The following is a 25949-nucleotide window of genomic DNA, read 5'->3' on the forward strand; positions in this document are numbered from 1 at the left end:
GCCGGTGACCGGGTGCGGGCAGGGCGCGGGGAAACCACCCGTAGGGTGTTCCGCATGGATCTTCGATTGCCCAGGTGGCCACGGAAGCGTGTGCCCGCGGCGGCCGCGGCCGCCGTCGTGCTGGCGGGCGCCGCGGCCGTCGGAACGGCGGCGACGGCCTCCGGGGACGACGCGCCCCCGGTGCGGCACACCGCGCGGATGATGACGATGGACGGCGGGGTGCGGATCGACACCTCCTACTACACCGCCGGCCCGTCCGGCGAACGCCGCCCCGCGGTGCTCCTCGGGCACGGCTTCGGCGGCGACAAGGGAGAGGTGCGCGCGCAGGCGGAGGACTTCGCCCGGCACGGCTACGCGGTGCTGACCTGGTCGGCCCGCGGCTTCGGCCGGTCGACCGGGAAGATCGGGATCAACGACCCGAAGGCCGAGGTCGCCGACGTCTCCCGGCTGATCGACTGGCTGGCCACCCGCCCCGAGGTGCAGCTGGACGGCGAGGGCGACCCCCGGGTCGGCGCCGCCGGCGCCTCCTACGGCGGGGCGATCGCCCTGCTGGCCGCCGGACACGACGGCCGCGTCGACGCGCTGGCCCCGGCGATCACCTACTGGAACCTGTCCGACGCGTTCTTTCCCAACGGCGTCTTCAAGAAGCTGTGGGCGGGCACCTTCATCAGCTCGGGCGGCGGCTGCTCCCACTTCGAGGACGAGCTGTGCCGCATGTACGAGCGGGTCGCGCAGTCCGGGAAGCCGGACGTCGAGGCCATGGAACTGCTGGCGGGGCGCAGTCCGGTGACGGTGGCCGACCGCATCGAGGCGCCGACGCTCCTCATGCAGGGCCAGAGCGACTCGCTCTTCCCGCTGGACCAGTCGGACGCCGCCGCGCGGGCCATCCGGGCGAACGGCGCTCCGGTGGCCGTGGACTGGCTGGCCGGCGGGCACGACGGCGGCAGCGCGGAGGGTGAGCGGGTCCAGGCCCGCACCGAGGCCTGGTTCGACCGCTACCTCAAGGGCGAGCGGAAGACGGACACCGGGCCCGCCTTCCGTGTCACCCGCGCCGGCGGGGTGGACTCCCGGGACGGCGACGTCCGGTACACCGGGGCGACGGGCGAGGAGTACCCGGGGCTGAACGCCGGCCTCCTGCGGTTCCCGCTCGCCGGGAAGCAGCAGCGCATCGACAACCCGGCGGGCGCCGCGCCGCCCGCCGTCTCCTCGCTGCCCGGCCTGGCCGCGGGCGGCGGGATGGCCCAGCTCTCCTCGCTGGGCGTCGACACCTCCCTGGACATCCCCGGCCAGTTCGCCGCGTTCGATTCGCGGCCGCTGACGAAGGACCTGCGGATCACCGGCTCCCCCACCGCCACCGTGCACGTCGAGTCCAGCACCGACGACGCGGTGCTCTTCGCCAAGGTCTACGACGTCGGCCCCGACGGCCGCCGGCAGGTCCTGCCCTCCCAGCTGGTCACCCCGCTGCGGGTGCCCTCCGGGCAGGACGTCCGGATCTCTCTGCCGGTCATCGACCACGAGGTCAGCGCCGGGCACCGGCTGCGTCTGGTCCTGGCCTCCACGGACCTCGCCTACTCCTCGCCCGCCGCACCGGCGACGTACTCGGTCTCCCTGCGGGGCGACCTGATGGTGCCGACCGCGAAGGACGTGCGGGCGGCCGAGGCCCCGCTGCCGGCCCGTGTCTGGTGGCTGCCGCTGGCGGGCCTGCTGATCGCGCTGGCGCTGCTGTTCGCCGGCCGCCGCCGCACGGCCGTGCCGGCGCCCTCGCCCGAACTGTCCGAGGTGCCGCTGGAGATCCGCGGGCTGAGCAAGCGGTACGCCGGCTCCACCGACCGCTACGCGGTGCGGGACCTCTCCTTCCGCGTGGAGAAGGGGCAGGTGCTGGGTCTGCTCGGTCCCAACGGGGCGGGCAAGACCACGACGCTGCGGATGCTGATGGGGCTGATCCGGCCCGACGAGGGAGAGGTCCGGGTCTTCGGCCACGCGATCCGGCCGGGCGCACCGGTGCTCTCCCGGGTGGGCGCCTTCGTGGAGGGCGCCGGCTTCCTGCCGCACCTGTCGGGGCGGGAGAACCTCGAGCTGTACTGGCGGGCCACCGGCCGGCCGGCCGAGGACGCCCACCTGGAGGAGGCGCTGGAGATCGCCGGCCTCGGCGGAGCCCTGGAACGCGCGGTGCGCACCTACTCGCAGGGCATGCGGCAGCGTCTGGCGATCGCCCAGGCCATGCTGGGGCTGCCCGACCTGATGATCCTCGACGAGCCCACCAACGGGCTCGACCCGCCGCAGATCCGTGAGATGCGCGAGGTGATGATCCGGTACGCGGCCGCCGGCCGGACCGTGATCGTCTCCAGCCACCTGCTCTCCGAGGTGGAGCAGACCTGCACGCATCTGGTCGTGATGGACCAGGGCAGGCTGGTGCAGGCCGGTCCGGTGGCGGAGATCGTCGGCACCGGCGACACCCTGCTGGTCGGGACCGGCGAGCCGGTGGCGCCCCCGCTGGCCGACAAGATCGCCGCGCTGCCCGAGGTGGACACCGCGGTGGTCACCGACGACGGGCTGGTGATCCGGCTGCGGGCGGGGACCGCCCCCGGGCGCCTGGTCGCCGAGCTGGTCCGGCTCGACGTCCCGGTGGAGTCGGTGGGTCCGCACCGCCGTCTGGAAGACGCGTTCCTCACCCTGATCGGAGACTCCGCATGAGCACGCAGAGCACGCTCGCCGGGTCCGGCCCGGAGCCGACGGCCGGCGGGGCGTCGACCGGCGGGGCGCCGACCGGCGGGGCATCGACCGGCGGGGCGTCGACCGCGACCGCCGAGGGCTACCGGCCGGGGCGGACCCTTCCGCTGCGCGTCGAGTTCGTCCGGCAGCTCAAGCGGGGCCGGACGCTCGCCATGGGCGCCGTGCTGACGCTCCTCCCGGTGGTGATGGCGGTGGCCTTCGCGATCGGCGGCGACGACGGGGACGGGCCCGGCCGCCGGATCAACCTGATGGACACGGCGACCGCTTCGGGCGCCAACTTCGCCGCGACCTGCCTGTTCGTCTCTGCGAGCCTGCTGCTGGTGGTGCCGGTGGCGCTGTTCTGCGGCGACACGGTGGCCTCGGAGGCCAACTGGTCCTCGCTGCGCTACCTGCTGGCGGCTCCGGTGCCCCGGATGCGGCTGCTGTGGTCCAAGCTGGCCGTCGGGCTGGCCATGAGCCTGGCCGCGATGGTCTGGCTGCCGCTGGTCGCCCTCGCGGTGGGCTCGGTCGCCTACGGCTGGGGCCCGCTGCGGATCCCCACCGGTGGCGCGCTGCCGCTCACCGACGCCCTGTGGCGGCTGGCGGTGGTCGTCGGCTACCTGTTCGTGTCCCAGCTGGTGACCGCCGGCCTGGCGTTCTGGCTCTCCACCCGTACCGACGCGCCGCTGGGCGCGGTGGGCGGGGCGGTGGGCCTGACCATCGCGGGCAGCGTGCTGGACCAGGTGGAGGCGCTCGGCCGGTGGCGCGAGTTCCTGCCCGCGCACTGGCAGTTCGCCTGGGCGGACGCCATCCAGCCGCGGGTCGTCTGGGACGGGATGCTGCAGGGCATGTCGGTGTCGGTGGCCTACGCGCTGGTGCTCTTCGCCCTGGCGTTCCGCGGGTTCGCCCGCAAGGACGTCGTGTCCTGACCGCGCCGCGCCCGGCAGGCGGACGGGGCGGCCGGGGTGCTCGCGAGCACCCCGGCCGCCCCTTTCGCCGCGCGTCGGTCAGGCGCGCCAGGTGTCGTTCAGCGTGATGTGGCCGCTGGACGGCACGGTGAGGGTGCGGTTGCCGCCCGACTCCCAGGTGACGGCGCCGGAGGCGTTCTTGCGCACGTACTTGTAGGCGCAGGTGGTGCCGGCGGGCAGCGCCACGTCCAGGCTCCAGACCGGGTAGGCGGCCGGGTCGAGCTTCGGCGCCTTCGCGGTGTCCCAGCCGCCGAGCGCCGAGCAGTCGCCGGCCACGTGGATGTTCTCGCCGACGACGGTGGTCGCGTTCACCTTGAACGAGGCGCCGCCGGACGGCTGGACGGAGCCGGAGCAGGTGCGGGCCCCGGCGTGCAGGGCCACCGCGGTCTCGGCGGCCAGGGTGGCGGTGAACTGCCCGGAGGAGTTGACGGTGACGGCCCGGCCGGACTGCACGTCGCAGTAGTCCCCGGCGGGCAGCGAGGTCTGGAAGGTGCGCGACAGCGCCGTGCCCGTGTGGTTGATGGCCACGTAGGCCTTGCTGCCGCGGCCGAAGGCGATCCGGTCGCCGCCGTCGTCCCACCAGTTGGTCACCGCCTGGCCGCGGGCCGCGTTGCGCAGGCCCACCATGGAGGAGATCTCCCGCCAGGCGTGCTGGCACTTCCAGCCGTCGCTGTAACAGGCGTTCACCTGGCCGCCGTTGGGCGGGCCGGCGTCGTGGTCGCTGAACTCGTAGCCGGAGTGGACGTCCGGGGAGCCGTACGGCCAGGCCAGCATGAAGACGTTGGCGAGGGTGTAGCTGGCGCCGGCCTTGTAGTTGAGGGTCTCGCCGTTGCGCTCGGTGTCGTGGTTGTCGACGAAGACGCCGGCCTTGGAGGAGCCGAGGTAGCCCCAGGACTCCCCGTAGTTCTTCAGGTAGGCCAGGTTCTCGTTGGTGAACACCCGCTTGAGGTCGCGGGCGTAGCGGAACTCCTGCACGTCACCGGTGCCCAGGTACTCGTCGGGCTGGACGGCCTCGCCGGCGCCGTGGATCACCTCCTGCTTCCAGTAGGCGTTCGGGTTGGTCAGCCGCGACTTGATGTTCGCCAGGTCGGCCGCGGGCATGTGCTTGGCGGCGTCCACCCGGAAGCCGTCGGCGCCCAGGGAGAGCAGGTCGTTCATGTACGCGGCGATCCTGCCGCGGACGTAGTCCTCGCCGGTGTCCAGGTCCGCCAGGCCGACCAGCTCGCAGTTCTGCACGTTCGCGCGGTCGCCGTAGTTGCTGATCTGGGCGGTGCAGTTGTCGAAGTCCGGGGCGGAGTAGAGGCCCGGGTAGGTGTACTTGGTGTACGAGGAGCCGCCGGTGCCGGTGCCGGACCCGGCCGACATGTGGTTGATCACCGTGTCGACCACGACCTTGACGCCCGCCGCGTGGCAGGTGTCGATCATGCTCTTGAACGCGGTGCGGTCGCCGAGGCGCCCGGCGATCCTGTAGCTGACGGGCTGGTACGAGGTCCACCACTGGGAGCCCTGGATGTGCTCCTGCGGGGGCGAGACCTGCACGTAGCCGTAGCCGGCCGGTCCGAGCTGGTCGGTGCACGCCTTGGCGACCGAGGCGAACTTCCACTCGAACAGGACGGCGGTGACGTCCTTGTCGCCGGGCGGGGCGGCCTGCGCCGTCGTCGGCGCCGCCACGACGGCCAGGGCGGCTCCCGCCACGAGGGCGAGAGTCGCGGCCATGGTCTTTCCGGCCATGTGTCCTCCACGGGGGGAGAGGGGGAGAAGGTGCGTGCGTTACGGACGGAAGCACGGGGGCACTTCCGCGGTCACACACCGGTGCAAGAACACGACGGGACTTGCTGCAAGCTCTTGCAAGAGGGTGCGATCGGGACCGTACGAGCGGCCCGACCAGCCGTCAACCCTTCGCGCAACAAGCGTTTCCAAGATCACCGGAGCAATGCGGGCGCTTCGCCCGTCACCACCCGGATCGCACGCGTCCGCACTCCCGCGAGCCCGCCGACGGGCCCGGCGGAGATCGCCGGACCCTCCCCCGCCGCCTCTTGACAGCCGTCGGACATGGCTGAAGCACTGGCCTCTGCGCACGAATACCGAATGTTCGGTCGGTAACTCTCGGTGGTGGTTCTCCATGACGCAGACCGCGACGCAGACCGCTCAGGATCCCCCGGGTCCGGCGGAGAGGATGTTCGCCGCCGACGCGGCCTCGGCCGCCCTCGGCATCGAGCTGGTGGAGCACGGTCCGGGCACGGCCGTGTGCCGGATGCGGGTGACCGGCGCGATGGTGAACGGCCACGGCATCGCCCACGGCGGCTACCTGTTCCTCCTCGCCGACACCGCCTTCGCCTGCGCCTGCAACAGCCGCGGGCCGGTGACGGTCGCGGCGGGAGCCGACATCGACTTCGTCGCCCCGGTGCACGAGCACGACGTCCTGGTGGCCACCGCAGAGGAGCGCACCAGCTTCGGCCGCAGCGGCATCTACGACGTCACGCTCCGTCGCGGGGACGAGGTGGTCGCGGAGTTCCGCGGCCGCAGCCGCGCGGTCGGCGGCGGCACGGGCCGGCTCCGCCCCACGGGACCCGAGGAGGCACGATGACCGCCGAGATGTCCGCCGGCGTGTCCCCCGGTGTGTCCGGCCCCGCCCGGCCGGTGCGTCTCGGGGAACCCCTCCCCCACACCCTGAGGGACGACGCGGAGCGCCTGACCCGCGACGGACTGCGCGAGCTCCAGCTGACGCGGCTGCGCGCCTCGCTGCGCCACGCGTACGACAACGTGGAGACGTACCGGCGCAAGTTCGACGAGGCCGGGGTCCGCCCGGAGGACTGCCGCTCGCTCGAGGACCTGGCCCGCTTCCCCTTCACCACCAAGGCCGACCTGCGGGACTCCTACCCCTTCGGCATGTTCGCCGTCCCCATGTCCGAGGTGCGGCGCGTCCACGCCTCCAGCGGCACCACCGGCCGCCCCACGGTGGTCGGTTACACCGACAACGACATATCCGCCTGGTCCGACCTGGTGGCCCGCTCCCTCCGTGCCGCCGGCGGGCGGCCGGGCCACAAGGTCCACGTCAGTTACGGCTACGGCCTGTTCACGGGCGGCCTCGGCGCCCACTACGGCGCGGAGCGCGCCGGGTGCACCGTGATCCCCGCCTCCGGCGGCATGACGGCACGCCAGGTGCGGATCATCCAGGACTTCCAGCCCGAGATCATCATGATCACGCCCTCGTACATGCTCACCCTGCTCGACGAGTTCGAGCGCCAGGGGATCGACCCGCGCACCAGCTCGCTGCGGGTGGGCATCTTCGGGGCCGAGCCGTGGACGGAGGAGATGCGCCGCGAGATCGAGGAGCGCGCGGACCTGCACGCGGTCGACATCTACGGCCTGTCCGAGGTGATGGGCCCCGGCGTGGCGCAGGAGTGCGTGGAGACCAAGGACGGCCTGCACGTCTGGGAGGACCACTTCCTCCCGGAGGTCGTCGACCCGGTGACCGGCGAGGTCCTGCCGGACGGCTCCGAGGGCGAGCTGGTGTTCACCGGCCTCACCAAGGAGGCGCTGCCCATGATCCGTTACCGCACCCGCGACCTCACCCGGCTCCTCCCCGGCACCGCGCGGCCCGCGTTCCGCCGCATCGAGAAGATCACCGGCCGCTGCGACGACATGATCATCCTCCGTGGGGTGAACGTCTTCCCGACCCAGATCGAGGAGATCGTCCTGCGCGTCCCGGGCCTCGCCCCGCACTTCCAGGTGCGGCTCACCCGGCGCGGCCGGATGGACCACATGACGGTGCTGGTCGAGGCCCAGCAGGGCACCGGCGCGGAGCGGCGCGAGGAGGCCGCCCGCGAGGTGGCCCGCGGCGTCAAGGACGGCGTGGGCGTGACGGTGGACGTGACGGTCGTCGACCCGGAGACGCTGGAGCGGTCGGTCGGCAAGCTGCAGCGGGTCAAGGACCTCCGGGAGGAGTGACCCCGGGCGGCGTCCACGCCCCGGTGGCCGTGCGCCGCGTCCGGCCCGGTACCGTGCCGCCACACACGCGGCCACACGGCGGCACGTACGGGGGCGGCGGGATGCGGATCGACGGGCGAACGGTACGGGCGGTCAACCGGCTGACGGCGCGTTGGGCCGGGGAGGCCTCGGCGGACCGGGCCGGCACGGCGTTCTCCGCGGTGGGCGTCTGGCCGCTGCTCGCCTTCCTCGCCGACGGCGCCGGAGGCCGCGCCCGGGAGGAACTGGCCGGCGCGGTGGGGCTCGACGCCGGCGAGGCGGCGGGCGCGGCGCGCGAGCTGCTGGCGGCGCTGGAGGCCGAACCGGCCCTGCGGCTCGCCCTCGGGCTGTGGACTCGCCGCACGCTCGAGATCAGGTCCGCGTGGCTGGACCGGCTCGCACCCGGCACGCACGGGGTGCTCACCGGCGACCCGCGGGCCGACTCGGCCGCCCTGGACGCGTGGGCGGCCGGCCGCACCGGCGGCGAGATCGGCCGGGTACCGGTGCCCGTCCACGAGGACACCGAGATGGTCCTCGCCACGGCCCTCACGGTGGCCACCGAGTGGCACCGGCCGTTCCTGCCGGCCGGCGACCTGGTCCCCGGCTCCGGCCCGTGGCGGGACCGGGCGTTCCCCGCGCTGTACCGCTCGGGCGCGGTGCCCGACCGGCTCGATCTCGCGGACACCCCGCACGGCGCCGTGACCGGACTGACCGTCATGGGCCGTGCGGGCGTCGACGTGCGCCTGCTCCTGGGCGAGGAGCCGGCGCGGCCCGGGAGGATGCTCGGGTGCGGGCTGGACGTGCTGGAGCGCCGCCGCCCCGTCGTCCGGGGCGGCGAGCTGCCCTTCGGCGAGCCCGGCCCGGGCATCGAGGTGCGCCGGGCCCTGCGCACCTGGGCGGCTCCGCCCACCCTGGAGGTCACGACCGTGCCGTTCGCCGTCACGGGCGACCACGACCTGACGCGGCACCCCCGGCTCTTCGGCCTGACCGCCTTCCTCGACGCCGGGCAGGGGCACCTGCCGGGCGTGAGCGGTCAGCCCCTGGCGCTGGGCGCGGCCGCCCAGACGGCCACCGCGGCCTTCGGCGAGCACGGTTTCCGGGCCTCGGCGGTGACGGCCTTCGCCATGGCGGCGGGCGGTGCGGCCCCGAGCACGCGGTACCGCGTCACCGAGGTGCGGGTCCGCTTCGACCGGCCCTTCGGTTTCCTCGCCGTCCATCGCCGGAGCGGGCTCGTCCTGGCGGCGGGATGGGTGAGCGAGCCGGCCGGGTGACGCCAGGCCGCCCAGGGCCTCCCGCGACGCGTGTCCGGCCATGACCTGTCGGGTGCGCCGACGCCCATCCATCCCGGCCACGACCCGTCCGGTGGGCCCACGCGCGAGCCGTCGCGCCCGCATGGACCCGTCAGGCGCGGCTTCCCGTCCGGTGCGTCGACGCGAACAGCCGCGCCCGCGTGAGCCCGTCAGGCGCGACCGCCCGTCCGGTCCGTCGACCGGTGCCGCCCCGCCCGCGTGGAGGCATCAGGTCCGGCCCTTCACCGGGAGGGGTCGGCCGGCCCGTGAGGCCGCCTGGACCCTGCCGCTGCGTAGACGTCGCGCGCCGCCCGGACGAGGGCGGCGTTGTCCGGGGCGGGGCTGCCGTCGGGGAGGAGAAGGGCGTCCTCCAGGCCGATCCGGGTGTCCAGGCCGCGGGTGGCCGCGAGTCGCAGGAGCGGCCATGCGGCGGCGTCCTCACCGTGCAGCAGGATCGGCGCGGCGGCCGGCGCGAGTGCGTCCAGCAGGCCGGCCGCGGCGCGCACCGCGTCCTGCGGCGTGGTCTCGGTGATCTCGGCCAGGACGCGCAGCACCCGGTGGGCTTCGGGCCAGACGAGGAACCGCCGTGCCGCCGGAGTGCCGGACCAGACGCCGGCCTCCACGCCGACGCCCCGGTCCAGCAGCGCGGCGGCGACGTCGACCGCGCCGTCCTCGTGCCAGTTGACGGAGGCGTGGTCGGGCAGGACGGTCCAGGCCCTGACCTGCGCGGCACGGGCCCGCGGGTCCGTGGTGGCCCAGGCGCCGGTGGTGACCCCGACGGGCACGCCCGGGACGGCGGCCCGCACCGCGCTCACAGCGGCCGCGACGGCGGAGCCGTCCAGGGTGTCCTGGCCGTGACGGTCCTTGGGGTGCAGGTGGACGTCGACGGCGCCCGCGTCGACGGCCTGCCGGGCCGCGGTCGCCAACTCGGCTGGGGTGACGGGCAGATGAGGACACTCGTCCCGGCTTCGCGCACCGTTGAGGCAGACCTGCAGCATGACCCCATCCTCGCAGCCCGCGCCGGGGCGCTGGGGCCTGGCCCTCGCCGGCGGCCGCGCACCATCGCGTCACCCGCGCAGCCGCCACCGCCGGGCCGCACGGCACCGGGTCCGGACCGAAGCGGCCCTCCGGTTCACCCCGGGGGAACGCACCGCTGTCCGCAGGGCGCCGGCAGCTCGCCTCCCCCGCCGGACAGGGCGTGGCTCACGGCACCTCCGGCAGCACCAGGGCCCTGGCGACGGGCATCCCGGTGCGCCCGGCGTGCGCGAGCCGCTCCCTCACCTCCCGCATGGTGCGCGGACGGTAGCCCTCGCCGCAGCCGGTGCAGCAGCTCGCGTGGAAGCGGATGCCCGCGTTCAGCAGCACCGTCAGCACCCGCCAGCCCTCGTCGTCCCGCCGCGCGGGCGCCGCGAAGACCGACCCCACGTGGGTCAGCGGACCCGCGCACCGCGGACAGACCCGCGCCCTGCCGGCCTCACCGCCCGTGCGGAACTCCTGCTTCCACGAGGCGCGGCACGGCAGGCACACGTACGACGTCCTGGCGATCCCCATGGCCGTCACGGTAGCGGCGGCAGCCCGCGGATACGACGGCATTTCGTGCCCCTCCCCGCGACGGCGGAGGTGCCGGCGTGCCCAGCTCCGGCCCGACCGCGGGCGACGGCCGGCGCCCAGGGCCTACGCCCTGCCCGCCTGGGTCACCGGGGCCGGGTCGGGAACCGGAGCCGGGCCGGGAGCCGGCGCGGAAACCCGGGTGGGGTTCGGAGCCGGGTTCGGGGGCGGGAACGTCTCGCGGAAGGTGAACGCCGACGGGGTGGGTCCGTGCTCACGCACCATCGCGACCCGCTCCATCGCCTCGGCGGTGCCGGGACGGTGTCCCGCGGGCACCCACCAGAGCGCCTGGTGCGCCTCGCGCATCCGCCGGAACCACTCGCGGCGGCGGCTCAGCACCCGCAGGTGGTCGGAGTGGTAGGTGAAGTTCCGCAGCGCCTCCACCGACTCCCACACCGAGCAGTTGATGATCAGCAGGTCGTCGCCCTCCTCGGGCCGGAGGCCGGTGGAGTCCTCGCCCCCTGCGTCGACGAGGCGCCACACGAACCCCGGGCTGCGGTCGGCGAGCGCGTTGATCCTCGGCAGCTCGGCCACGAAATCGCTCAGTTCAGGACCGTCCAGCGGGCCGACGATGCGTCCGACGTTGACCTGCGCGAGGTGAAAGGTCGTCATGGAGCACAGCCTGGCCCACCCCGCCCTCTAACGTCAACCTCAATTGTTTTTAGAGAGGGACACGCAACACCCGCCTGGACAGGGGTCCATGGCCGCCGTCCACTCCTCGTCCGCCATGCCCTCCAGCAGTGCCAGGTTCATCCCGCAGACCAGGGCGGGGAACTCGTCCGCCAGCGCGTGGAAGGGGCAGTTGCGCAGCCGCAGCGTCCCTCCGTCCCGGAACGGCTGATAACCGCGGGCCTCCAGCACCTCCTCGAGCCGCCCGGCGGCGGCCTCCGGGTCCGCCGCACCCGCTGCCCTCGCCGCGGCCTGCAACTCCCGGTCGAGGCCCGCCTTCTCCACCACCTCGGCGAGCATCCGCCCCGCCGCGTCGTAGGAGCGGGGCGGCACCGACACCGCGTGCTCGCCCTCCGCCCTCCGGTACAGCTTCGCCGGCCGCCCCGCCCCCGGCCCGGCCCGCCCGGACAGCCGCCGGAACGACACCTCCAGCAGCCCGGCCTCGACCAGCTTGTCCAGGTGATGCGCGGCCAGCGACCGCGACACCCCCACCGCCTCCGCGGCGGCGTCACGCCCCACCTCACCCGGGGTCGAGGCGACATGTCGATAGAGCCGTCGGCGCACCGGGTCTCCCAGCACACCCAGCACGGCGAAGGCGGAATCCTCAGCAGTCATCCGCCGAGTCTATGACCAACGCATGTAAGCGAAAGAGGACGGATCCGACCGGTCCTCGGACGTGCCCGACCACGGCGTCGTCGACGGGAACCCGAAGCGCCTCGTCCGCCCGCTCCTCCCGGGAAATTCGGCGGCGCGGCCGCGGACGGCGTGGTCCACTGTGCCGTCCGTCCGCACCGCCACTCCCCCGGAGCCACCTTGCCCCTCCGCGTCACCGCCCTGGCCGACCCCGCTCGCACCCCCTCCGGCCACCGTCTCGCCTGGCTGGCCGAGGACGGCGAGGGGAACCCGCTCGGCTCCGCGTACCTCCGCGTCTTCACCAGGGAGGGTCAGGACCACCTCGCCGAGTTGCGGGTGAACGTGCACCCGGCGGAGCGCCGCCGCGGCGTCGGGGCGCGGCTGCTGGAGGAGGCGGTGACCGCCGCCCGCGAGCGGGGCCGCCGCTCGGTGATCGCGTCGGCCGACGCGGGGACGCCCGGCGACCACTTCCTCGCCGCGAGCGGTTTCCGGAAGGTGCTCACGCTGACCTACGCCCGGCTGGCGCTGGACGGGCTCGACGGCGATGCGCTGCGGGAGATCGAGGCGGCGGCGGAACGACCGCACCCGGGCTACCGCCTCACCTCGTGGCACGGCGCCGTCCCCGGCGACCTGGCCGCGAGCTTCGCCCGCTCACGCCGGGCGATGGACGACATGCCGATGGACGACACCGACCACGGCGTCGTGACCTGGGACGTGGAGCGGGTGCTGGCCGCCGCGCAGGCCGTCGCCGACCGCGGCGACCTGCTGACCACGGTGGCCGCCGTCGACGCGTCGGACGGGTCGATCGCCGGCTTCACCGAACTCGTGGTGCCGGGCGACGGCGAGGGCGACGGACAGCACTACGGCACCGGCGTGCTCCCGGAGCACCGGGGTCACGGCCTCGGCCGGTGGATGAAGGCCGAGTCGATCCGCCTCGCGCGCCGCGACCACCCCGGGCTCACCGGCCTGGTCACCGACACGGCGGACAGCAACACGCACATGCGGCGGATCAACGACGCGCTCGGTTACGTCCCGACGCACAAGGCCCTGGAGTACCAGCTCGACCTCTGAGGCGGCGAGCCCGTCGGGCGGGCCGGAAGTGACGCAATACAACGTTGTCACTGTGTTGGCATGTACGCAACCTTGGTGTGGGAGCGCTCCCGCTCCCTCCCCCGCATCCGCCCCCACTCCGTCCGAGGAGGACACCCATGACCCGTTCCGAACTCGCCGGCCGATTACGCCGCGGCCCGCTCCTGGTCCTCTCCCTGGTCACCGCCGCGCTGTTCACGCTGGTCCCGACGAGCGGCACCGCCTACGCCCACGGCTCGGTGGTCGACCCGGCGACCCGCAACTACGGCTGTTGGCTGCGCTGGGGCAGCGACTTCCAGAACCCGGCGATGCAGCAGCAGGACCCGATGTGCTGGCAGGCCTGGCAGGCCGACACCAACGCCATGTGGAACTGGAACGGCCTTTACCGCAACGGTTCCGCCGGCAACTTCCAGGCGGTCATCCCCAACGGCCAGCAGTGCAGCGGAGGCCGGACCGAGAACGGCCGCTACAACGCCATGGACGCGGTGGGCAACTGGAAGGCCACCGACGTCGGTTCCAGCTTCACCCTCCGGCTGCACGACCAGGCCCGGCACGGCGCGGACTACATCCTCGTCTACGTCACCCGGCAGGGCTTCAACCCGGTCACCCAGCCGCTGACCTGGAACGACCTTCAGTTGGTCACCCGTACCAGCCGTTACGCCCCCGGCTCGGACTACAACGTCCCGCTGAGCATCTCCGGACGCAGCGGCCGGGCCGTGATCTACACCATCTGGCAGGCCTCGCACATGGACCAGACCTACTTCCTGTGCAGCGACGTCAACTTCCGCTGACCGGAACGGATCACCGACGCCCCGCCGGGTGGTTCCGCCCGGCGGGGAGCGGCACGCCACGGCACGCCATCGCACGCCGCGGCACGCCGCGGCTCGTCAGCCGAAGCTGGCGTAGGCGAAGAGCGCGCCGCCCAGCAGCACCGGCGCGGCCAGCCACCAGGAGCGGACGGCCGCGTAGACGCCGGCGAAGACGGTGAAGACCAGCGTCAGCACACCGGCGATGCCGGCCAGCAGGCGCAGGGCGTCGGAGAGCGGCATCTTGTCGGCGACCTGGACGCTGGTGACGATGAACGCGATCACCGCGGCGAGCAGGCCCAGGGTTCCCAGCGACTCCGAGCGGAGCTTGGCGAGTTCGCCCTCCTCGCGCCGCCGGATGGCCTCGGCCACCGTGGTGAGCCGCCGGTCCATCTCCTGCTCCAGCCGCCGCGTCGTCTCGTGCAGGGACTGCCGGATGCGGCCGGTCTCCGCGCGCAGGCGGACGTCGGCGCGCAGCCGCTGGTACTCGATGACCCGGATCGCGTAGCCGTTCAGGCTGGAGTCCTCGAGCTCCATGGCCCGCTGGATCGCGGCCTCGGCCTCCTCGTACCGGCCCAGCAGGGCGCACAGCTGGCCCTTGACCGCGCGGAACCTCGCCCGCTCCGGGTCCGCCTCGATCGAGCGTTCCACCCGGGCCAGCGCCTGGGTCAGGTCCGCCTCCGGGACCTCGGCTCCGGACCAGCCCAGTTCCGCCAGCGTGCGGGCGTGGTGGGCCACCAGGGGCTGGTTGTTGGGGTAGGCGTCCAGCGCCCGGGAGGCGAACTCGACCGAGCTCGGCAGGTCAGGGCCGCCGGGGTGCAGCATGGCCATGTCGGAGTCGAGCACGGCCCGCATCGGCATGTCGTCGAAGTGACCCGCGTAGCGCTCGTAGAGGCGGCGGAAGCGGTCGGAGTCCAGCGCCCTGCGGTGCCGGGCGAGCAGGACGTACAGCGCGTCGAAGCCGCGCTTGCGGTCGCCGGGGTCCGTGATCAGCGCCTCGAGTGCCGTCATCTCCTCCTCGGTCAGCCGGTCGCAGAGGGCGCCGGCCCGCGCGTGGTACTCCGACGAGGCGTGCGGGGGCATGGCGTCGAGCGCCCCGGTGATGTCGGTGGAGAGCATGTCGTGGGTTCCTCCCGCCCCTGGGACCGGTCCGGCGGCCGGTGTCCCCGTGCTGGTGCGGCCCCCGCGGCCGCAGCGTCTCAGTAGATCGCCCCGGTCGAAGATCCACAAGCGGGCATCCGGTCAAGGACTCTGCCTGCCTGCGGAGTTGACGCAGCACACGCCAGGTCAGGGCCGGTCTCCCTCGGTCCGCCCGCGCGGCGGGGCGAGCGGGACGGAGCCGTCCATGTCCACGTCGGCGAACAGGTCCAGCATGCGGCCCAGGACCTTCAGGCAGGCGTCCACGTCCTCGTGGGTGAGGTCGCCGTCGACCTGACGCAGCAGGGTGCGCTCGTGGGCGGTGACGGCGGCCACCGCCCGCGCCCCGGCGGGGGTGAGGGCGATCAGCGGGGAGCGCCGGTGGGCGGGGTTGGGCCGGCTCTCCGCGAAGCCGCGGGCGACGGCGTCGTTGACCATGCGCTGCACGAACTGGCGGCTGAGCGCCTGCGCGCGGCTCATCCGGGGGACGGTCAGCGGGCCGTGCCGGTCCAGGAGGTCGAGGACGGCGCGCACGCCGACGCTCACCCCGTCGACCGGCGTCTCCTGCTCCACCTTGCGGAAGACCTTGTGGTACAGCGGGCCGACCAGGTCGAAGACCTCGGTCAGCCGTCGGGCCCGGGCGTCGGGGTCCATGGGGCCGGACGTCATCGGCTGCCGCTCCTCGTTCGTGTCATCCACACCCCCATCATGACACCTCGGTTGTCAACTGCGCCAAACAATGACACCTTAGTTGTCATGAAGACCTTCCTCAGTGACGACGGTCCGCTCGCCTACACCGAAGCAGGCCCCGGGGACGGCCCGTTGGTCGTCCTCCTGCACTCCGGCTTCGCCGACCACACCGTCTGGCGGTGGCAGATCCCCGAACTGGCCGAGCGCTTCCACGTGGTGGCGACGGACCTGCGCGGGCACGGCCGCTCCGCCAACGCGAGCCGCCCCTTCCGCGTGGCCGACGACGTGGCCGCGTTGATCCGTCACCTGGACGCCGGGCCGGCCGTGGTGGTGGGGGTGTCCATGGGTGCGGGCGTCGCCGTGGAGACCGCGCTGGAACACCCGCCCCTGGTACGGGCCCTGGTGATCTCCGGCGGAGGGGTCGTGCCGCTCCCGCCGGGTCACGATCCGAACGAGCCGCCGCCGATGCCGGCCTTCCCGCCCGACTGGCCGCTCTCCTCGATGCACCACCACGACCCCGAGGCGGTGGAACTGCTCCGGAAGGCGCTGGCGGGCACCATGGCCAAGCACACGCCGGACGAGCCCAACCTGCTGGTGACGGTCCCCGACGTCGCCGCACGCCTCGGGGAGCTGGCGAAGGTCCCCGTACTGGCGCTGGACGGCGAGCACGACGCCCCGGGCTTCCTCGCCGCGACGGCCGCGGTGACCGGAGCGGTCGAGCGGGGCGAGAGCGTCCGCCTCCCCGGGGCGATGCACCTGCCCAACCTGGAGAACCCGCGGGCCTACAACAAGGCGCTGCTGGCCTTCCTCGACACTCTCTGACGCCCTCGGGCCCGCGTCGGGAGGCTCCTCACGCCCCCCGTCGGAGGGCCGCCGCCCCGGCCGGCCCTCAGCCCTCGGCCGGGAGTGGTACCTCCCAGGTCAGCGCCGTGCCGCCGTCCGGCGGCACGGCGAGCCGCAGCGCGCCGCCCCGCTGTTCGGCGCGTTCGGACATGTTCCGCAGGCCGCTGCGCCGTCCGCCCGGCGTGAGGCCCACTCCGTTGTCGGTCACCGTGAGCCGCACCGTGCGGCCGTCGGTCTCGACGATCACGTCGACCCGGTCCGCGTGGGCGTGGCGGGCGACGTTGGTCAGGGCCTCGGAGAGCACCGCCACCAGGTCGTCGGCCGTCCCGGCGGGGACGACCGTGTCCACCAGTCCCTCCATGCGCACGCCCGGCGCGAAGCCGAGGACGGGCGCGGCCTCGCCCGCGACGCCCACCAGGCGCGAGCGCAGGCCGGCGGCGCCCTCGCCGACCCGGGCGCGCAGCCCGAAGATGGTGGAACGGATGATCTTGATGGTCTGGTCGAGGTCGTCGACCGCCCGCATCACCCGGTCCGCCGCGACCGGGTGCTCGATGAACCGCCCCGCGCTCTGCAGCGTCATGCCGGTGGCGAAGAGCCGCTGGATCGCCAGGTCGTGCAGGTCGCGGGCGATGCGGTCACGGTCCTGGAGCACCGCCATCTGCTCCGCGTCGCGGCGGCGTTCGGCGAGCTCCATGGCGATGGCCGCCTGCGCCGCGAAGGCCTGCAGCTGCTCGGTCTCCTCACCGGTGAAGGCCGACCCGCCCGCCTGACGGGCCAGCAGCACGACGCCGCGGACGCCCTGCCCGCCGTCCCCGATGGGCACGGCGACGGCCGGCCCCCGGCCGGGCAGCAGCGAGACGTCGTCCGGCAGTCCGCCGCCGTCCGCCGGGAGGTCCGCCCAGAAGGCCGGGGCGGCCGTCGAGTAGGAGCGGCCCAGCAGGCTCTCCCCCACCTTCAGGACCAGCCCGCCGAGCTCGTCCGCGCCCTCGCCGGTGGCCAGTTCCACCCGCAGGGACACGCCGTCGTCGAGGGGCACCGCGACCACGGCGCGGGCGGCGCCGGTGATCTCCCGGGCCCGCTCCGCCATCAGGCCGAGCACGTCGGAACGGCCGGTGCCGGACATCAGGCTGTGGGTGATCTCCGCGTTGGCCCGCAGCCAGCGCTCGCGCAGCCGCGACTCCTCGTACAGGCGGGCGTTGTCGATGGCGACGCCTGCGGCCACCGCCAGCGTGGACAGCACCGACTCGTCGTCCTCGTCGAACTGTGCCCCGCCCCGCTTCTCGGTCAGGTACAGGTTGCCGAAGACCTGCTCGCGCACCCGGATCGGCACGCCCAGGAAGCTGTTCATCGGCGGATGGTGGGGCGGGAAGCTGTACGAGGCGGGGTGTTCGGAGAGCTTGGTGAGCCGCAGCGGCTCCGGATGCCGGATCAGCTCGCCGAGGATGCCGTGCCCCTCCGGGAAGGGGCCGATCTCGGCTATCTGCTCGTCGCTCACGCCGATGGTGTGGAAGGCCGACAGGCGCCGCCCGTCCGGGCCGATCACGCCGAGCGCGGCGTACCGCGCGTCGACCAGCACGGCCGCAGCCTCGACGATGCCGTGCAGCGCCTGCTGCAGGTCGAGCTCACGGCCCACCGCCAGGACGGCCTCCAGGAGGCTGTGCACGCGGTCGCGGGTGCCCCGGGCGGCGTCCAGCCGGGCCTGCACCTCGCCCAGCAGTTCGTCCAGCCTCAGCTGCGGCAGCCGCACCCGCGGCCCCGGGGATTCCTCAGCCACCGGTCGGCCCCCTCCACACTGTTCTCCGACAACGGTCCGCGACGGTGAAGATTACGTGACGGCACGGCAGTTGGGGGGTTGGGGGCCGGAAGGACCGTCACCCCCGCGAGGCACGCGCGCGGGGGTGACGGAAACGGGGGACGGAAACGGTGACGGCAGCCGGGTGACGGCAGCCGGGTGGCCCGCAACGGGGACGGGTTCCCTGACGGGACCGGGCGGGCCGTCGGTGGCGCGGACCGTCAGCGACCGGCCTGGAGGGCTCCCCAGGTGCCGGAGCCCACGATCCCGTCGACGGTCAGGCCGCGGCTCGTCTGGTAGTCGCGGACCGCCGTCGCCGTGCCCGAGCCGAAGGAGCCGTCGGCGCTCACGGTCCGGCCGAGCGCCGCGGTCAGCGCGCGCTGCAGGCGCTGTACGTCGGCGCCCGAGCTGCCCTGCTGGAGGACCGGCTTGGTCCCCGCGGAGAGCAGCGCCGTCCAGGTGCGGGCGCCCACGACGCCGTCGGAGGTGAGGCCCTTGGCGGTCTGGAAGGACTTCACGGCGGAGGTGGTCCCGGAGCCGAAGATGCCGTCGACCGTGCCGGCGTTGTGGCCCTGCTGGTTGAGCAGGTGCTGGGCGGCACGGACCAGGTCGCCGGTGGAGCCGGCGCTGATCGAGGTGTAGGCGGGGAAGCTGAGCTGGACCTGGCCGCCGGTGGTGGTGCCGCCGACCAGCTGCATGTAGTAGGTCCAGTCCCAGTAGGGCCCGGGGTCGGTGTGGTCGTTGCCCGGCACCTCGACGTGGCCGACGATGTGCGTCCGGTCCTTGGGGATGGCGTACCGGTCGGCGAGGTGCCGGGTGAGGGCGGCCGACGAGCGGTACATGGCGTCGGTGAACCACTTGGGCTCGCTGACGTACCCCTCGTGCTCGATGCCCACGCTGTAGGGGTTGCCGGACCGGGCGTGCCAGGCGGTGTCCTTCTCACGGACCGACTGGGTGACCTGGCCGTCCGAGGAGCGGATCGTGTAGTGCGCGCTCACGTCGGAGGACGGGTTCTGGAACCAGCTGATGGACCCCGCGTACGACCCCTGGGTGACGTGGACGACCACGTGGGTGATGGCGGAGCTGCGTCCCACCGTGTAGTTGGAGGCGTCGGCGGGCACCCACAGGGCGGGCGCGTAGTCGGTGCTCTGGATACCGAACTCGCCGGTCGTCGAGCGCTCCAGTTTCCCCCGGTCGGGTTCGACCGCCCGGGGGGCGACCGTCACCGTCTCGCCGGTCTCGGTGCGGGCGGTCAGCCCCTGGCCGAGGAAGTCGTACACCGCGTCCGCGTAGAGCCGGGCGGCGCGGTCGTCCTTCGCGCCGCCGTAGGCGGCCACCGTCTCGTACCAGGCGCCCGCGTCCCGGCGGTCCGCGGCGCCGAGGCCCCGCTCGTCGGCGAGGGCCCGCAGGACGGCGGCGGCGCCGCGGATGTTCGCGGCGGTGTCCTCGCGCAGCCGCTCCCGGGACAGGCCGGTGAGGCCGGCCGCCTGCTCGAGGGTGCGGTGGTCGGGGTTGCTGACCAGGTGCATCACGCCGTAGCCGTTGGCCTGGCTGGGCTCGCCGTCGTGGCTGTTCAGGCGGCTCTCGCCGTAGGCGACGGCCACCAGCAGGTCGCGGGGGACCCCGTATTCGGCGGCGGACCGGGCGAAGGCGCGCGCCACCGGCCCGGCCTCCGCCCCGACGGCGGCCCCCCGCTCCGGGGCCGGGGCCGCGACGCCGGCGGGGGCGCTCGTCACCATCAGGGCGGCCGCCAGCACCGCGCCCAGGGCGGGCACCGCGGTACGTCTGAAACGGGCCGTGCGCGTGCGGAGCGCCGTTCGTGTGCTCAAGGTTCCTCCAGGTCGCCGGAGCGGCCGCGGGGGCGGCCGTGTCATGAGGGCGCCCCCACTCCAGCCGATACGTCATGCACGCGTCAAGAGCGCCTCGGTGCGTCGAGGAGCACCGGCAGGTCTGCTGACGGGACGTCGGCGGGGATCCGCTCCAGGACCCCGCCCGCGAAGACGTCGTACAACGGCAGCGTCTCGAGGTGGACGTAGCCGATGTGACAGTCGCAGGACGCGAGCGGACAGGCGCGGGGGCGCAGAGCCGTACGGAACGAATCGTCGTACAGGTTGCCCAGTTCCGCACGGACGAAGTGGCAGCGGCGGACCGTTCCGTCGCCGTCCACCGAGACCACCGACTCCCCCGTCCGGCAGGGCAGGCCCGCGCTGCGGTGCGGATGCCGGCTGTACGGGAACAGCGGATCCAGCGCCGTCCACGGGGCGGCCTCCTCGTCCGTGTAGGTGTGCCCCTCGGCCGCGTTCACCCACAGGTACACCCGTGCGGGCAGATCGGCGCGGAGCCGCCGGGCGTGCTCCAGGTGCTCCGGAAGGCCCACCACGCCCACGCTGAACCGCACCCCGCGCGCGGCCAGGTCGTGGGTCTTGGCGAGGAAGCGGTCGTAGGGCGTCTGGCCCGGGTGGTAGGTGCACCACAGGGCGACGGTGTCGGGGTCGGCCTCGGACAGCCAGTCCGTGCGGCAGCTGAGGTTGGTCTGGACGGCGACGCGGCGCACGTGCGGCAGCCGGGACAGCCGGACCACGGCGCGCCGGTACCAGGAGCGCACCAGGCCTTCGCCCCACGGGGTGAACAGGACCGAGAGCCCGTCCTCGGTCCGGGCGGCCGCCCAGTCGGTGAAGCGTTCCAGGGCCGCCCGGTCGGCGCGCAGCTGCCCGGGGGTGTCGCGCCGCTTGGCGAAGGGACAGTAGGGGCAGTCGTAGTCGCAGGAGGCGAGCGGCCCGCGGTACAGCAGCGTCAGATCCATCGTCCGCTCACTTCAGGTCGTAGGCGGCCATGGCGGCGCGGACCGCCGGCGAGAACAGCTCGGGGCCGAGCGCGTCCGAGTGGGCCAGGCCCTCCTCGGAGAGCCGCAGCAGCCCGGCTGCGGGGGCGGACGCGTCCAGCCAGCCGCGGGCGGCGAAGCGGGCCAGTTCCCCGGGGAAGTGTTCCTCCGGTCCCGCCCCGAACCGCGCGCGGTAGTCGGCCCGGTCCATGCCGTCGGCCTGCAGCATCGACTGGAGCAGATGACGGCGCCGGGCCTCGTCGGCGTCGATCGCCCGGCCGTACTCCGCGTACCCGAAGTCCTCGGCGGGGCGCGTGGTCCAGTCGTCGACGATGGCGCGGATCTCCCGCATGTCCACGGCGTAGTCGAACGAGTAGTGCAGTGCCCGGGTGTAGGAGCGGGCCCCGCAGCCCAGCCCGATCATGCCGTCGGTCTGGCAGGCGTAGTCCTCGTCGCCGGTCGCGGGGGCGTCGGCGCGGCGGAACATGCGCATGGACCGCTGCTCGTAGCCGCGTTCGCGCAGGTGGTCGCGGCCCAGGCGGTAGAGCGCGAGGCGCTGCCGGTCCCAGGCGGCATCCGCGTCGGCGCCGAGCCGCCCGAGGCCGGTCAGCGGGCGGACGTAGAGCGGGTAGAGGTAGATCTCCTCCGGGTGCCAGGCGAGCGCCGCGTCCAGCGACTCGCGCCAGGTCCGCTCGGTCTGGCCGTCGATGCCGTAGATCAGGTCGATGTTCAGGACGGGTATCCGGGCCTCCCGGATCCGCCCGAGCGCGGCCTCCACGTCGGCCCGGCGCTGCGGGCGGACGGCGGCGCGCGCCTCGGAGTCGACGAAGCTCTGCACGCCCAGGCTCAGCCGGGTGGCGCCGCGCTCGGCGAGGACGGCGAGCCGGTCGGCGGTGGCGGTCGCCGGGGAGGCCTCCACGGAGAGCGGGACGGCACGCAGGTCCGCGCCCGTGCGCCGCTCGGCGATGTCGCACAGCCGCTCCAGCTCGGCGGCGGTCAGGAAGGTGGGGGTGCCGCCGCCGAACGCGGCGGTGGCGAACCGCACCGGCTCGTCGCCCAGGGCCTCGCGCACGGCGGTGGCCTGCCGGTCCAGGGCGTCCAGGTAGGCGCCGGTCAGTCCTTCGGGCGCGCCGATCCGGGTGAACAGGTTGCAGAAGCCGCAGCGGACCTCGCAGAACGGGATGTGCAGGTAGAGCGAGAGCGCGTCCTTGGGCTCGCCGGCCCACAGGTCGCGCAGCGCGGGCCGGGGGTCCAGGCGCCGGTAGGCCGTCTTGTGGGGGTAGGCGTACACGTACTGGCTGTACGGGCGCGGGCCCGCGGGCGCCTCGTCGGCGGCAGGGGTGACGGCAGGGGCGGTGGCGGGGGCGTTCATCGTGTTGCCTCGTCGTGGTCCAAGAAGAAGTGGGCGTAGGGGACGGTCCACACGACGGGGTGGCCGAGACGGTGACCCGTCCAGCCGTCGTCCCCGTAGGCGGTCCCGTGGTCGGAGCAGACGATCGCGAAGCAGCGGCGGCGGCTGCGCAGGGCGTCGAAGAGGCGGCCGATGTGGCGGTCCACGTACTCCAGCGCCGCCGCGTGGCTGGCCCGGGTGTCCCCGTCCTCCCGGGTGGCCCCGGGCAGGTGGAACCAGTTGGGCTGGTGGAGGGCCGCGACGTTGAGGAAGAGGAACAGCCGCCGCTCGCGCGGGAGCCGGGCCACCACCTCCTCGGCGCGGGCGACCTGGGCCTCGAAGGAGGTGGGCGAGGGCACGCCGAACTCCGGCTCCCAGTGCGACTCCGCGAAGAGCCCCGGCAGCACGGAGCCCAGCGGGCCCTGCTTGTTGAAGAAGCCGACCCCGCCGACGCAGACCGTGTGGTACCCGGCGCGGGCCAGCCCGGAGACCAGGTCGGGGGTGTCGTACACGAAGGTGCGCGAGGCCGTGGTCTCGCTGCCGGCGAACCGGGCGGCGAACAGCCGCGGGTGGGGGCCGGGGCGGGCCGGCGTGGGGAGGAAACCGGCGAACATCGCCTGGTGGGAGGCGTAGGTGAAGCTGCCCGGCGCGTGCCGCTCCTCCCACCGCCCGCCGGGCAGGTGGCGGGCGAGGTGGGGGATGCGCCCGGCCTCGGCCAGTTCGACGGCCACGTCGTACCGGAGGGTGTCCAGGGTGACCATCAGCAGGTCGTGGCTGCCGACGATCTCGTTCATGTCCGGCTCAGCGAGGAGCGGCGGTGGCTGCGGGGGCATGGAGGTTCCTCGAACGGTGCGGTGGTGCGGAGGGCGTCGTGGCGCGCAGGGCGGCGCGTATCTGGGCGGCGTAGGTGTCCAGCCCCTCGGCCCCGCCGCCGGGCAGCCCGGTGAGACGGGGCAGCAGGTCCCCGAAGGCGTTGACCTCGCCGACGACGAAGCGCCGCCAGCCGACGACGGGCAGCAGGTCGACGCCCACGCAGAGGGTGCGGGGGAAGCAGGCGGCGGCCCGCTCGCAGACGGCGAGCAGGTCGGCCCAGTCGCCGCCCGCCGCCCCGACGGCCGCGCGGACGGCCGCCAGGTCACCGCGCGCTCCGCCCAGATGAAGATTGGTCAGGGGCGAGAGGCTGGTCCGCACGACGGCGTGGGTGGCCCGCCCGGCGACGACCACCACCCGGAGGTCGCAGGTCCGGCCGCCGACGGCCGCCTTGGGCACCCAGCGCTCCAGGTGCAGTCCGTCGGGGGCCAGCGTGTCGACCACGGCGGCGATCTCCCGCTCGTCGTGGTGGCGCCGCAGGCGCAGCGAGTTGAACAGCCGCCCGTCGTCGGCGCGCTCCACCGGGGTGGTGGCGCGGATCCGGCCGCCGGAGGCGGTCTCGATCGCCAGCACCCCGGAGGCCGAGGAGCCGTGCGCGAGCTTGAGGAACACCCTGGGCATGCCGTGGTCGCGCATCAGGGTCCGCACGTCGTCCCAGCCGCGGACAGGCGGTGCGTCCGGGCCGGAGGTCGGCGAGGCGGGCACCGGGACTCCGGCCTCGCGCAGCACGGCGTGGCAGCGGCGCTTGTCGAAGAGGACCGCCAGTTCGGCGGCGTCGTCGAGCCGGCGGCCGCCGGTCAGCGTGCGGGCGGCGGCGACGAACTGCCGGTACCAGCGCGCGGAGCCCTCGACCCGGGTGGGATCGTCGACACCCCGCAGGATCCGGTCGACCTCCGGGTTCTCACCGGGCGAGTCGACCCGGACGGTCTCCTCGGCACCGAACCGCGCCCCGCCGTCGCGCAGGACGTCCAGCCACGGCACCACCCGCGGCGTGGGCAGCCCGGCGTCGCGCACCGCGGCCGCGAAGAGGGCGACCCGGCGGTTCTCCGGGTTGCCGACCACCGCGAACCGGGTGGGGCGGTCACCCGGGGACGACGACATGACGCCCTCCCCGGCCGCCCCCGTCGTCGCCGGGGGCGCCCTCGGCCGTGACCGGGCTCATTCGGCCACGGCGATGTAGCGGTGGATCTCGCCCTCGTCCTCGTCGGACTCCGCGCCGGCGTCGTCCAGGTCGAGCTCGACGCCGGCCGGTTCGAGCGCCTCCCGGAGACGGGACCTCAGTTCCTCGCCGAGGTAGTGGTGGTGCAGGTCCAGCCTCCTGAGGTGGGTGAGCGGCTGGCCCGCCAGCAGAGCGGCCGCCCCCTCGTCCGACAGGGTGCCCATGGAGAGGTCCAGCACGTCCAGCCGGGCCACGACCGGGGCGCCGGCCAGCGCCTCGGCGATCCGGTCCTGAATGACGCTGTTGCGCAGCGCGAGATACCGCAGCGAGGGCAGCCGGGTGCCGGCCAGGATCCGTTCCAGGTCGCCGGGCTCGGCGTCGCCGCCGTACCAGTCGGACCCCAGCCACAGGTCGAGGTTCTCCAGCGCCGGGAAGTCGCTCGCCGCTATGCCGCGCACCACTTCGGCGCCGAGTCCGCCGCTCTCCACGACCAGCGTCTCCAGCGACTCGTGCCGTACGGGCGGGAAGACGAGGCCGTTGCCTCCGCGCACACCGAACCAGCGCAGTCCGGGGAAGTTCTCCAGGAGCGGGGTGACGTCCGACTGCGTGATCCAGGAGATCTCGGACTCCTCGTACGTCATGTCGCCGAGGAAGAGGGCGCGCAGAGAGGGGAGCCGGTCGCGGGCCGCCACCATCGCCTCGACGACCTCCTTGCTCGACCGCTCGTAGGCCTCGCCCCACGCGCCGACGATCAGGGCGCGCACCCGGGTCAGGTCCACCGCCCGGGCGAAGCGGGCGAACACCTGCGGCCACTGCTCGTCCGGGTCGTAGACGTCGACGGAGAGGCGCCAGGCGACGGTCTCCGGTTCGGGCAGGTCACCGGCCTGCCCGGCCTCCGGGAAGGTGAACGAGGGCAGGCCGTACAGCTCGTCGAGGTGTTGGTTGACGGTCATGCGCGTGCTCTCCTGACGATCCCCGGTTCGAACAGCTGAGTTGCTGGTCTGTCGGAAGTTGTACCAAGCGCCACCGACAGTGACGACGGCGGGGACGTTCCGCGACGGTGCGTTGTCGGTGGTGGCTCCTAGTGTCGAAGACGTGTCCGGGTGACGGTCCCGGCGCCGAGTCGAGGGGAGAGCTCTGTGTACCGGCAGGGAGACGTGCTGATCGTGCCCGTGGCCGCCGAGGCGGTGCCGCGGCAGGCGGTGGACGCGCCGGGCGAGGCGAGGGACGGCCGGGGGCGGCTGGTGCTGGCACTGGGCGAGGTGACCGGTCACGCCCACGCGGTGGTCGGTGCGGGCCGGCTGGTGCGGGAGAGCGGCCCGTTCGGCCCGCTGCTGCTCCATCTCCCGGACGGCGGACGGGTGGTGCACGAGGAGCACGCGGCGATACCCCTGCCGAAGGGCTGGTTCCGGGTGATCCGGCAGCGGGAGTACGTGCCCGGTTCCGTGCGGCTGGTCGCGGACTGAGGCGGGATGGGGAGCACCGGGCGGGACGAGGAAGGCCA

General features: G+C 74.1%; 23 protein-coding genes. 9 read left to right on the top strand and 14 right to left on the bottom strand.

What is annotated here, in order from left to right:
• The first annotated feature begins 54 nt into the window (after positions 1–54).
• Entirely contained in the window at positions 55–2694 is a 2640-nt protein-coding gene (locus Sfr03f_RS26580) for an alpha/beta fold hydrolase (RefSeq protein WP_170145166.1), read from the top strand.
• A complete protein-coding gene (locus Sfr03f_RS26585; RefSeq protein WP_108956721.1) occupies positions 2691–3641 on the top strand; it encodes an ABC transporter permease in 951 nt (316 codons plus the stop codon). Before Sfr03f_RS26580 ends, Sfr03f_RS26585 begins: the two co-directional genes overlap by 4 nt.
• Positions 3642–3719: 78 nt before the next feature.
• Here Sfr03f_RS26585 and Sfr03f_RS26590 read toward each other — a convergent pair whose 3' ends face one another.
• Positions 3720–5411, bottom strand: a complete 1692-nt coding sequence (locus Sfr03f_RS26590) for a carbohydrate-binding module family 20 domain-containing protein (protein ID WP_108956722.1) — start codon at positions 5409–5411, stop codon at positions 3720–3722.
• 391 nt (positions 5412–5802) lie between these two features.
• Between Sfr03f_RS26590 and paaI the strand changes: the two genes are divergently transcribed.
• From paaI to Sfr03f_RS26605, 3 genes are all read left to right on the top strand, one after another.
• Complete coding sequence (gene paaI / locus Sfr03f_RS26595; RefSeq protein WP_108956723.1) at positions 5803–6267, top strand: hydroxyphenylacetyl-CoA thioesterase PaaI; 465 nt, start codon at positions 5803–5805, stop codon at positions 6265–6267.
• Positions 6268–6275: 8 nt separating this feature from the next.
• The gene (paaK, locus tag Sfr03f_RS26600) at positions 6276–7631 is read left to right on the top strand and encodes a phenylacetate--CoA ligase PaaK (protein ID WP_372514402.1); all 1356 of its coding nucleotides are present in this window, start codon (positions 6276–6278) and stop codon (positions 7629–7631) included.
• A 101-nt stretch (positions 7632–7732) separates the two neighbouring features.
• Positions 7733–8920, top strand: a complete 1188-nt coding sequence (locus Sfr03f_RS26605; RefSeq protein WP_108956898.1) for a serpin family protein — start codon at positions 7733–7735, stop codon at positions 8918–8920.
• Between the two features lie 260 nt (positions 8921–9180).
• Here the strand turns inward: Sfr03f_RS26605 and Sfr03f_RS26610 are convergent, their stop codons facing one another.
• The 4 genes from Sfr03f_RS26610 to Sfr03f_RS26625 form a co-directional block, all read right to left on the bottom strand.
• A complete protein-coding gene (locus tag Sfr03f_RS26610; RefSeq protein ID WP_108956725.1) occupies positions 9181–9936 on the bottom strand; it encodes a 3-keto-5-aminohexanoate cleavage protein in 756 nt (251 codons plus the stop codon).
• Between the two features lie 205 nt (positions 9937–10141).
• Positions 10142–10489, bottom strand: a complete 348-nt coding sequence (locus Sfr03f_RS26615; protein WP_108956899.1) for a deoxyxylulose-5-phosphate synthase — start codon at positions 10487–10489, stop codon at positions 10142–10144.
• Positions 10490–10612: 123 nt separating this feature from the next.
• A complete protein-coding gene (locus tag Sfr03f_RS26620; RefSeq protein WP_108956726.1) occupies positions 10613–11158 on the bottom strand; it encodes a DUF3291 domain-containing protein in 546 nt (181 codons plus the stop codon).
• A gap of 39 nt (positions 11159–11197) precedes the next feature.
• A complete protein-coding gene (locus tag Sfr03f_RS26625; protein ID WP_108956727.1) occupies positions 11198–11830 on the bottom strand; it encodes a helix-turn-helix transcriptional regulator in 633 nt (210 codons plus the stop codon).
• A gap of 198 nt (positions 11831–12028) precedes the next feature.
• On the opposite strand from Sfr03f_RS26625, the gene Sfr03f_RS26630 reads away from it, so the two are divergent.
• Together Sfr03f_RS26630 and Sfr03f_RS26635 are read left to right on the top strand one after the other, a co-directional pair.
• Complete coding sequence (locus tag Sfr03f_RS26630; RefSeq protein WP_108956900.1) at positions 12029–12919, top strand: GNAT family N-acetyltransferase; 891 nt, start codon at positions 12029–12031, stop codon at positions 12917–12919.
• A gap of 137 nt (positions 12920–13056) precedes the next feature.
• Positions 13057–13728 carry a lytic polysaccharide monooxygenase auxiliary activity family 9 protein gene (locus tag Sfr03f_RS26635; RefSeq protein ID WP_108956728.1) on the top strand — a complete coding sequence of 224 codons (672 nt, stop codon included), beginning with the start codon at positions 13057–13059 and terminating at the stop codon, positions 13726–13728.
• A gap of 96 nt (positions 13729–13824) precedes the next feature.
• Here Sfr03f_RS26635 and Sfr03f_RS26640 read toward each other — a convergent pair whose 3' ends face one another.
• Both Sfr03f_RS26640 and Sfr03f_RS26645 read right to left on the bottom strand, forming a co-directional pair.
• Positions 13825–14862 carry a tetratricopeptide repeat protein gene (locus tag Sfr03f_RS26640; RefSeq protein ID WP_108956729.1) on the bottom strand — a complete coding sequence of 346 codons (1038 nt, stop codon included), beginning with the start codon at positions 14860–14862 and terminating at the stop codon, positions 13825–13827.
• 168 nt (positions 14863–15030) lie between these two features.
• Positions 15031–15549: a MarR family winged helix-turn-helix transcriptional regulator gene (locus Sfr03f_RS26645; protein ID WP_108956901.1), complete on the bottom strand. Its 519-nt coding sequence runs from the start codon at positions 15547–15549 to the stop codon at positions 15031–15033.
• Positions 15550–15636: 87 nt separating this feature from the next.
• Here Sfr03f_RS26645 and Sfr03f_RS26650 point away from each other — a divergent pair, with 87 nt between their 5' ends.
• On the top strand, positions 15637–16392 hold the full coding sequence (locus Sfr03f_RS26650) for an alpha/beta fold hydrolase (protein ID WP_159105742.1): 756 nt from the start codon (positions 15637–15639) through the stop codon (positions 16390–16392).
• Positions 16393–16459: 67 nt separating this feature from the next.
• Here the strand turns inward: Sfr03f_RS26650 and Sfr03f_RS26655 are convergent, their stop codons facing one another.
• The 7 genes from Sfr03f_RS26655 to Sfr03f_RS26685 form a co-directional block, all read right to left on the bottom strand.
• Entirely contained in the window at positions 16460–18187 is a 1728-nt protein-coding gene (locus Sfr03f_RS26655) for a GAF domain-containing sensor histidine kinase (RefSeq protein WP_245967774.1), read from the bottom strand.
• Positions 18188–18426: 239 nt separating this feature from the next.
• Complete coding sequence (locus tag Sfr03f_RS26660; protein WP_108956902.1) at positions 18427–19944, bottom strand: peptidoglycan-binding protein; 1518 nt, start codon at positions 19942–19944, stop codon at positions 18427–18429.
• Between the two features lie 173 nt (positions 19945–20117).
• Positions 20118–21008: an STM4011 family radical SAM protein gene (locus Sfr03f_RS26665; protein ID WP_108956732.1), complete on the bottom strand. Its 891-nt coding sequence runs from the start codon at positions 21006–21008 to the stop codon at positions 20118–20120.
• Positions 21009–21015: 7 nt separating this feature from the next.
• The gene (locus tag Sfr03f_RS26670) at positions 21016–22398 is read right to left on the bottom strand and encodes an STM4012 family radical SAM protein (protein WP_108956733.1); all 1383 of its coding nucleotides are present in this window, start codon (positions 22396–22398) and stop codon (positions 21016–21018) included.
• Positions 22395–23210, bottom strand: a complete 816-nt coding sequence (locus Sfr03f_RS26675; RefSeq protein WP_108956903.1) for an STM4013/SEN3800 family hydrolase — start codon at positions 23208–23210, stop codon at positions 22395–22397. Before Sfr03f_RS26675 ends, Sfr03f_RS26670 begins: the two co-directional genes overlap by 4 nt.
• Before the next feature lie 7 nt (positions 23211–23217).
• Positions 23218–24387 (bottom strand): STM4014 family protein, encoded by a 1170-nt coding sequence (locus Sfr03f_RS26680; protein WP_108956734.1) that lies wholly within the window; start codon positions 24385–24387, stop codon positions 23218–23220.
• Positions 24388–24444: 57 nt separating this feature from the next.
• Positions 24445–25398: an STM4015 family protein gene (locus Sfr03f_RS26685; RefSeq protein WP_108956735.1), complete on the bottom strand. Its 954-nt coding sequence runs from the start codon at positions 25396–25398 to the stop codon at positions 24445–24447.
• Positions 25399–25584: 186 nt separating this feature from the next.
• On the opposite strand from Sfr03f_RS26685, the gene Sfr03f_RS26690 reads away from it, so the two are divergent.
• Positions 25585–25911, top strand: coding sequence for a DUF8820 family protein (locus Sfr03f_RS26690; RefSeq protein WP_108956736.1), 327 nt, complete (start codon positions 25585–25587; stop codon positions 25909–25911).
• Positions 25912–25949: the final 38 nt, after the last annotated feature.

Origin of the sequence: Streptomyces fragilis, assembly GCF_003112515.1 — a bacterium.
Lineage (GTDB): Bacteria > Actinomycetota > Actinomycetes > Streptomycetales > Streptomycetaceae > Streptomyces > Streptomyces fragilis.

What these genes read in the sequence shown, in the direction of transcription:
- Sfr03f_RS26580 (WP_170145166.1), top strand. Translation starts at nt 55, where the DNA reads ATGGATCTTCGATTGCCCAGGTGGCCACGGAAGCGTGTGCCCGCGGCG.
- Sfr03f_RS26585 (WP_108956721.1), top strand. Translation starts at nt 2,691, where the DNA reads ATGAGCACGCAGAGCACGCTCGCCGGGTCCGGCCCGGAGCCGACGGCC.
- Sfr03f_RS26590 (WP_108956722.1), bottom strand. Translation starts at nt 5,411, where the DNA reads ATGGCCGGAAAGACCATGGCCGCGACTCTCGCCCTCGTGGCGGGAGCC.
- paaI (WP_108956723.1), top strand. Translation starts at nt 5,803, where the DNA reads ATGACGCAGACCGCGACGCAGACCGCTCAGGATCCCCCGGGTCCGGCG.
- paaK (WP_372514402.1), top strand. Translation starts at nt 6,276, where the DNA reads ATGTCCGCCGGCGTGTCCCCCGGTGTGTCCGGCCCCGCCCGGCCGGTG.
- Sfr03f_RS26605 (WP_108956898.1), top strand. Translation starts at nt 7,733, where the DNA reads ATGCGGATCGACGGGCGAACGGTACGGGCGGTCAACCGGCTGACGGCG.
- Sfr03f_RS26610 (WP_108956725.1), bottom strand. Translation starts at nt 9,936, where the DNA reads ATGCTGCAGGTCTGCCTCAACGGTGCGCGAAGCCGGGACGAGTGTCCT.
- Sfr03f_RS26615 (WP_108956899.1), bottom strand. Translation starts at nt 10,489, where the DNA reads ATGGGGATCGCCAGGACGTCGTACGTGTGCCTGCCGTGCCGCGCCTCG.
- Sfr03f_RS26620 (WP_108956726.1), bottom strand. Translation starts at nt 11,158, where the DNA reads ATGACGACCTTTCACCTCGCGCAGGTCAACGTCGGACGCATCGTCGGC.
- Sfr03f_RS26625 (WP_108956727.1), bottom strand. Translation starts at nt 11,830, where the DNA reads ATGACTGCTGAGGATTCCGCCTTCGCCGTGCTGGGTGTGCTGGGAGAC.
- Sfr03f_RS26635 (WP_108956728.1), top strand. Translation starts at nt 13,057, where the DNA reads ATGACCCGTTCCGAACTCGCCGGCCGATTACGCCGCGGCCCGCTCCTG.
- Sfr03f_RS26640 (WP_108956729.1), bottom strand. Translation starts at nt 14,862, where the DNA reads ATGCTCTCCACCGACATCACCGGGGCGCTCGACGCCATGCCCCCGCAC.
- Sfr03f_RS26645 (WP_108956901.1), bottom strand. Translation starts at nt 15,549, where the DNA reads ATGACGTCCGGCCCCATGGACCCCGACGCCCGGGCCCGACGGCTGACC.
- Sfr03f_RS26650 (WP_159105742.1), top strand. Translation starts at nt 15,637, where the DNA reads ATGAAGACCTTCCTCAGTGACGACGGTCCGCTCGCCTACACCGAAGCA.
- Sfr03f_RS26660 (WP_108956902.1), bottom strand. Translation starts at nt 19,944, where the DNA reads ATGGTGACGAGCGCCCCCGCCGGCGTCGCGGCCCCGGCCCCGGAGCGG.
- Sfr03f_RS26665 (WP_108956732.1), bottom strand. Translation starts at nt 21,008, where the DNA reads ATGGATCTGACGCTGCTGTACCGCGGGCCGCTCGCCTCCTGCGACTAC.
- Sfr03f_RS26670 (WP_108956733.1), bottom strand. Translation starts at nt 22,398, where the DNA reads ATGAACGCCCCCGCCACCGCCCCTGCCGTCACCCCTGCCGCCGACGAG.
- Sfr03f_RS26675 (WP_108956903.1), bottom strand. Translation starts at nt 23,210, where the DNA reads ATGAACGAGATCGTCGGCAGCCACGACCTGCTGATGGTCACCCTGGAC.
- Sfr03f_RS26680 (WP_108956734.1), bottom strand. Translation starts at nt 24,387, where the DNA reads ATGTCGTCGTCCCCGGGTGACCGCCCCACCCGGTTCGCGGTGGTCGGC.
- Sfr03f_RS26685 (WP_108956735.1), bottom strand. Translation starts at nt 25,398, where the DNA reads ATGACCGTCAACCAACACCTCGACGAGCTGTACGGCCTGCCCTCGTTC.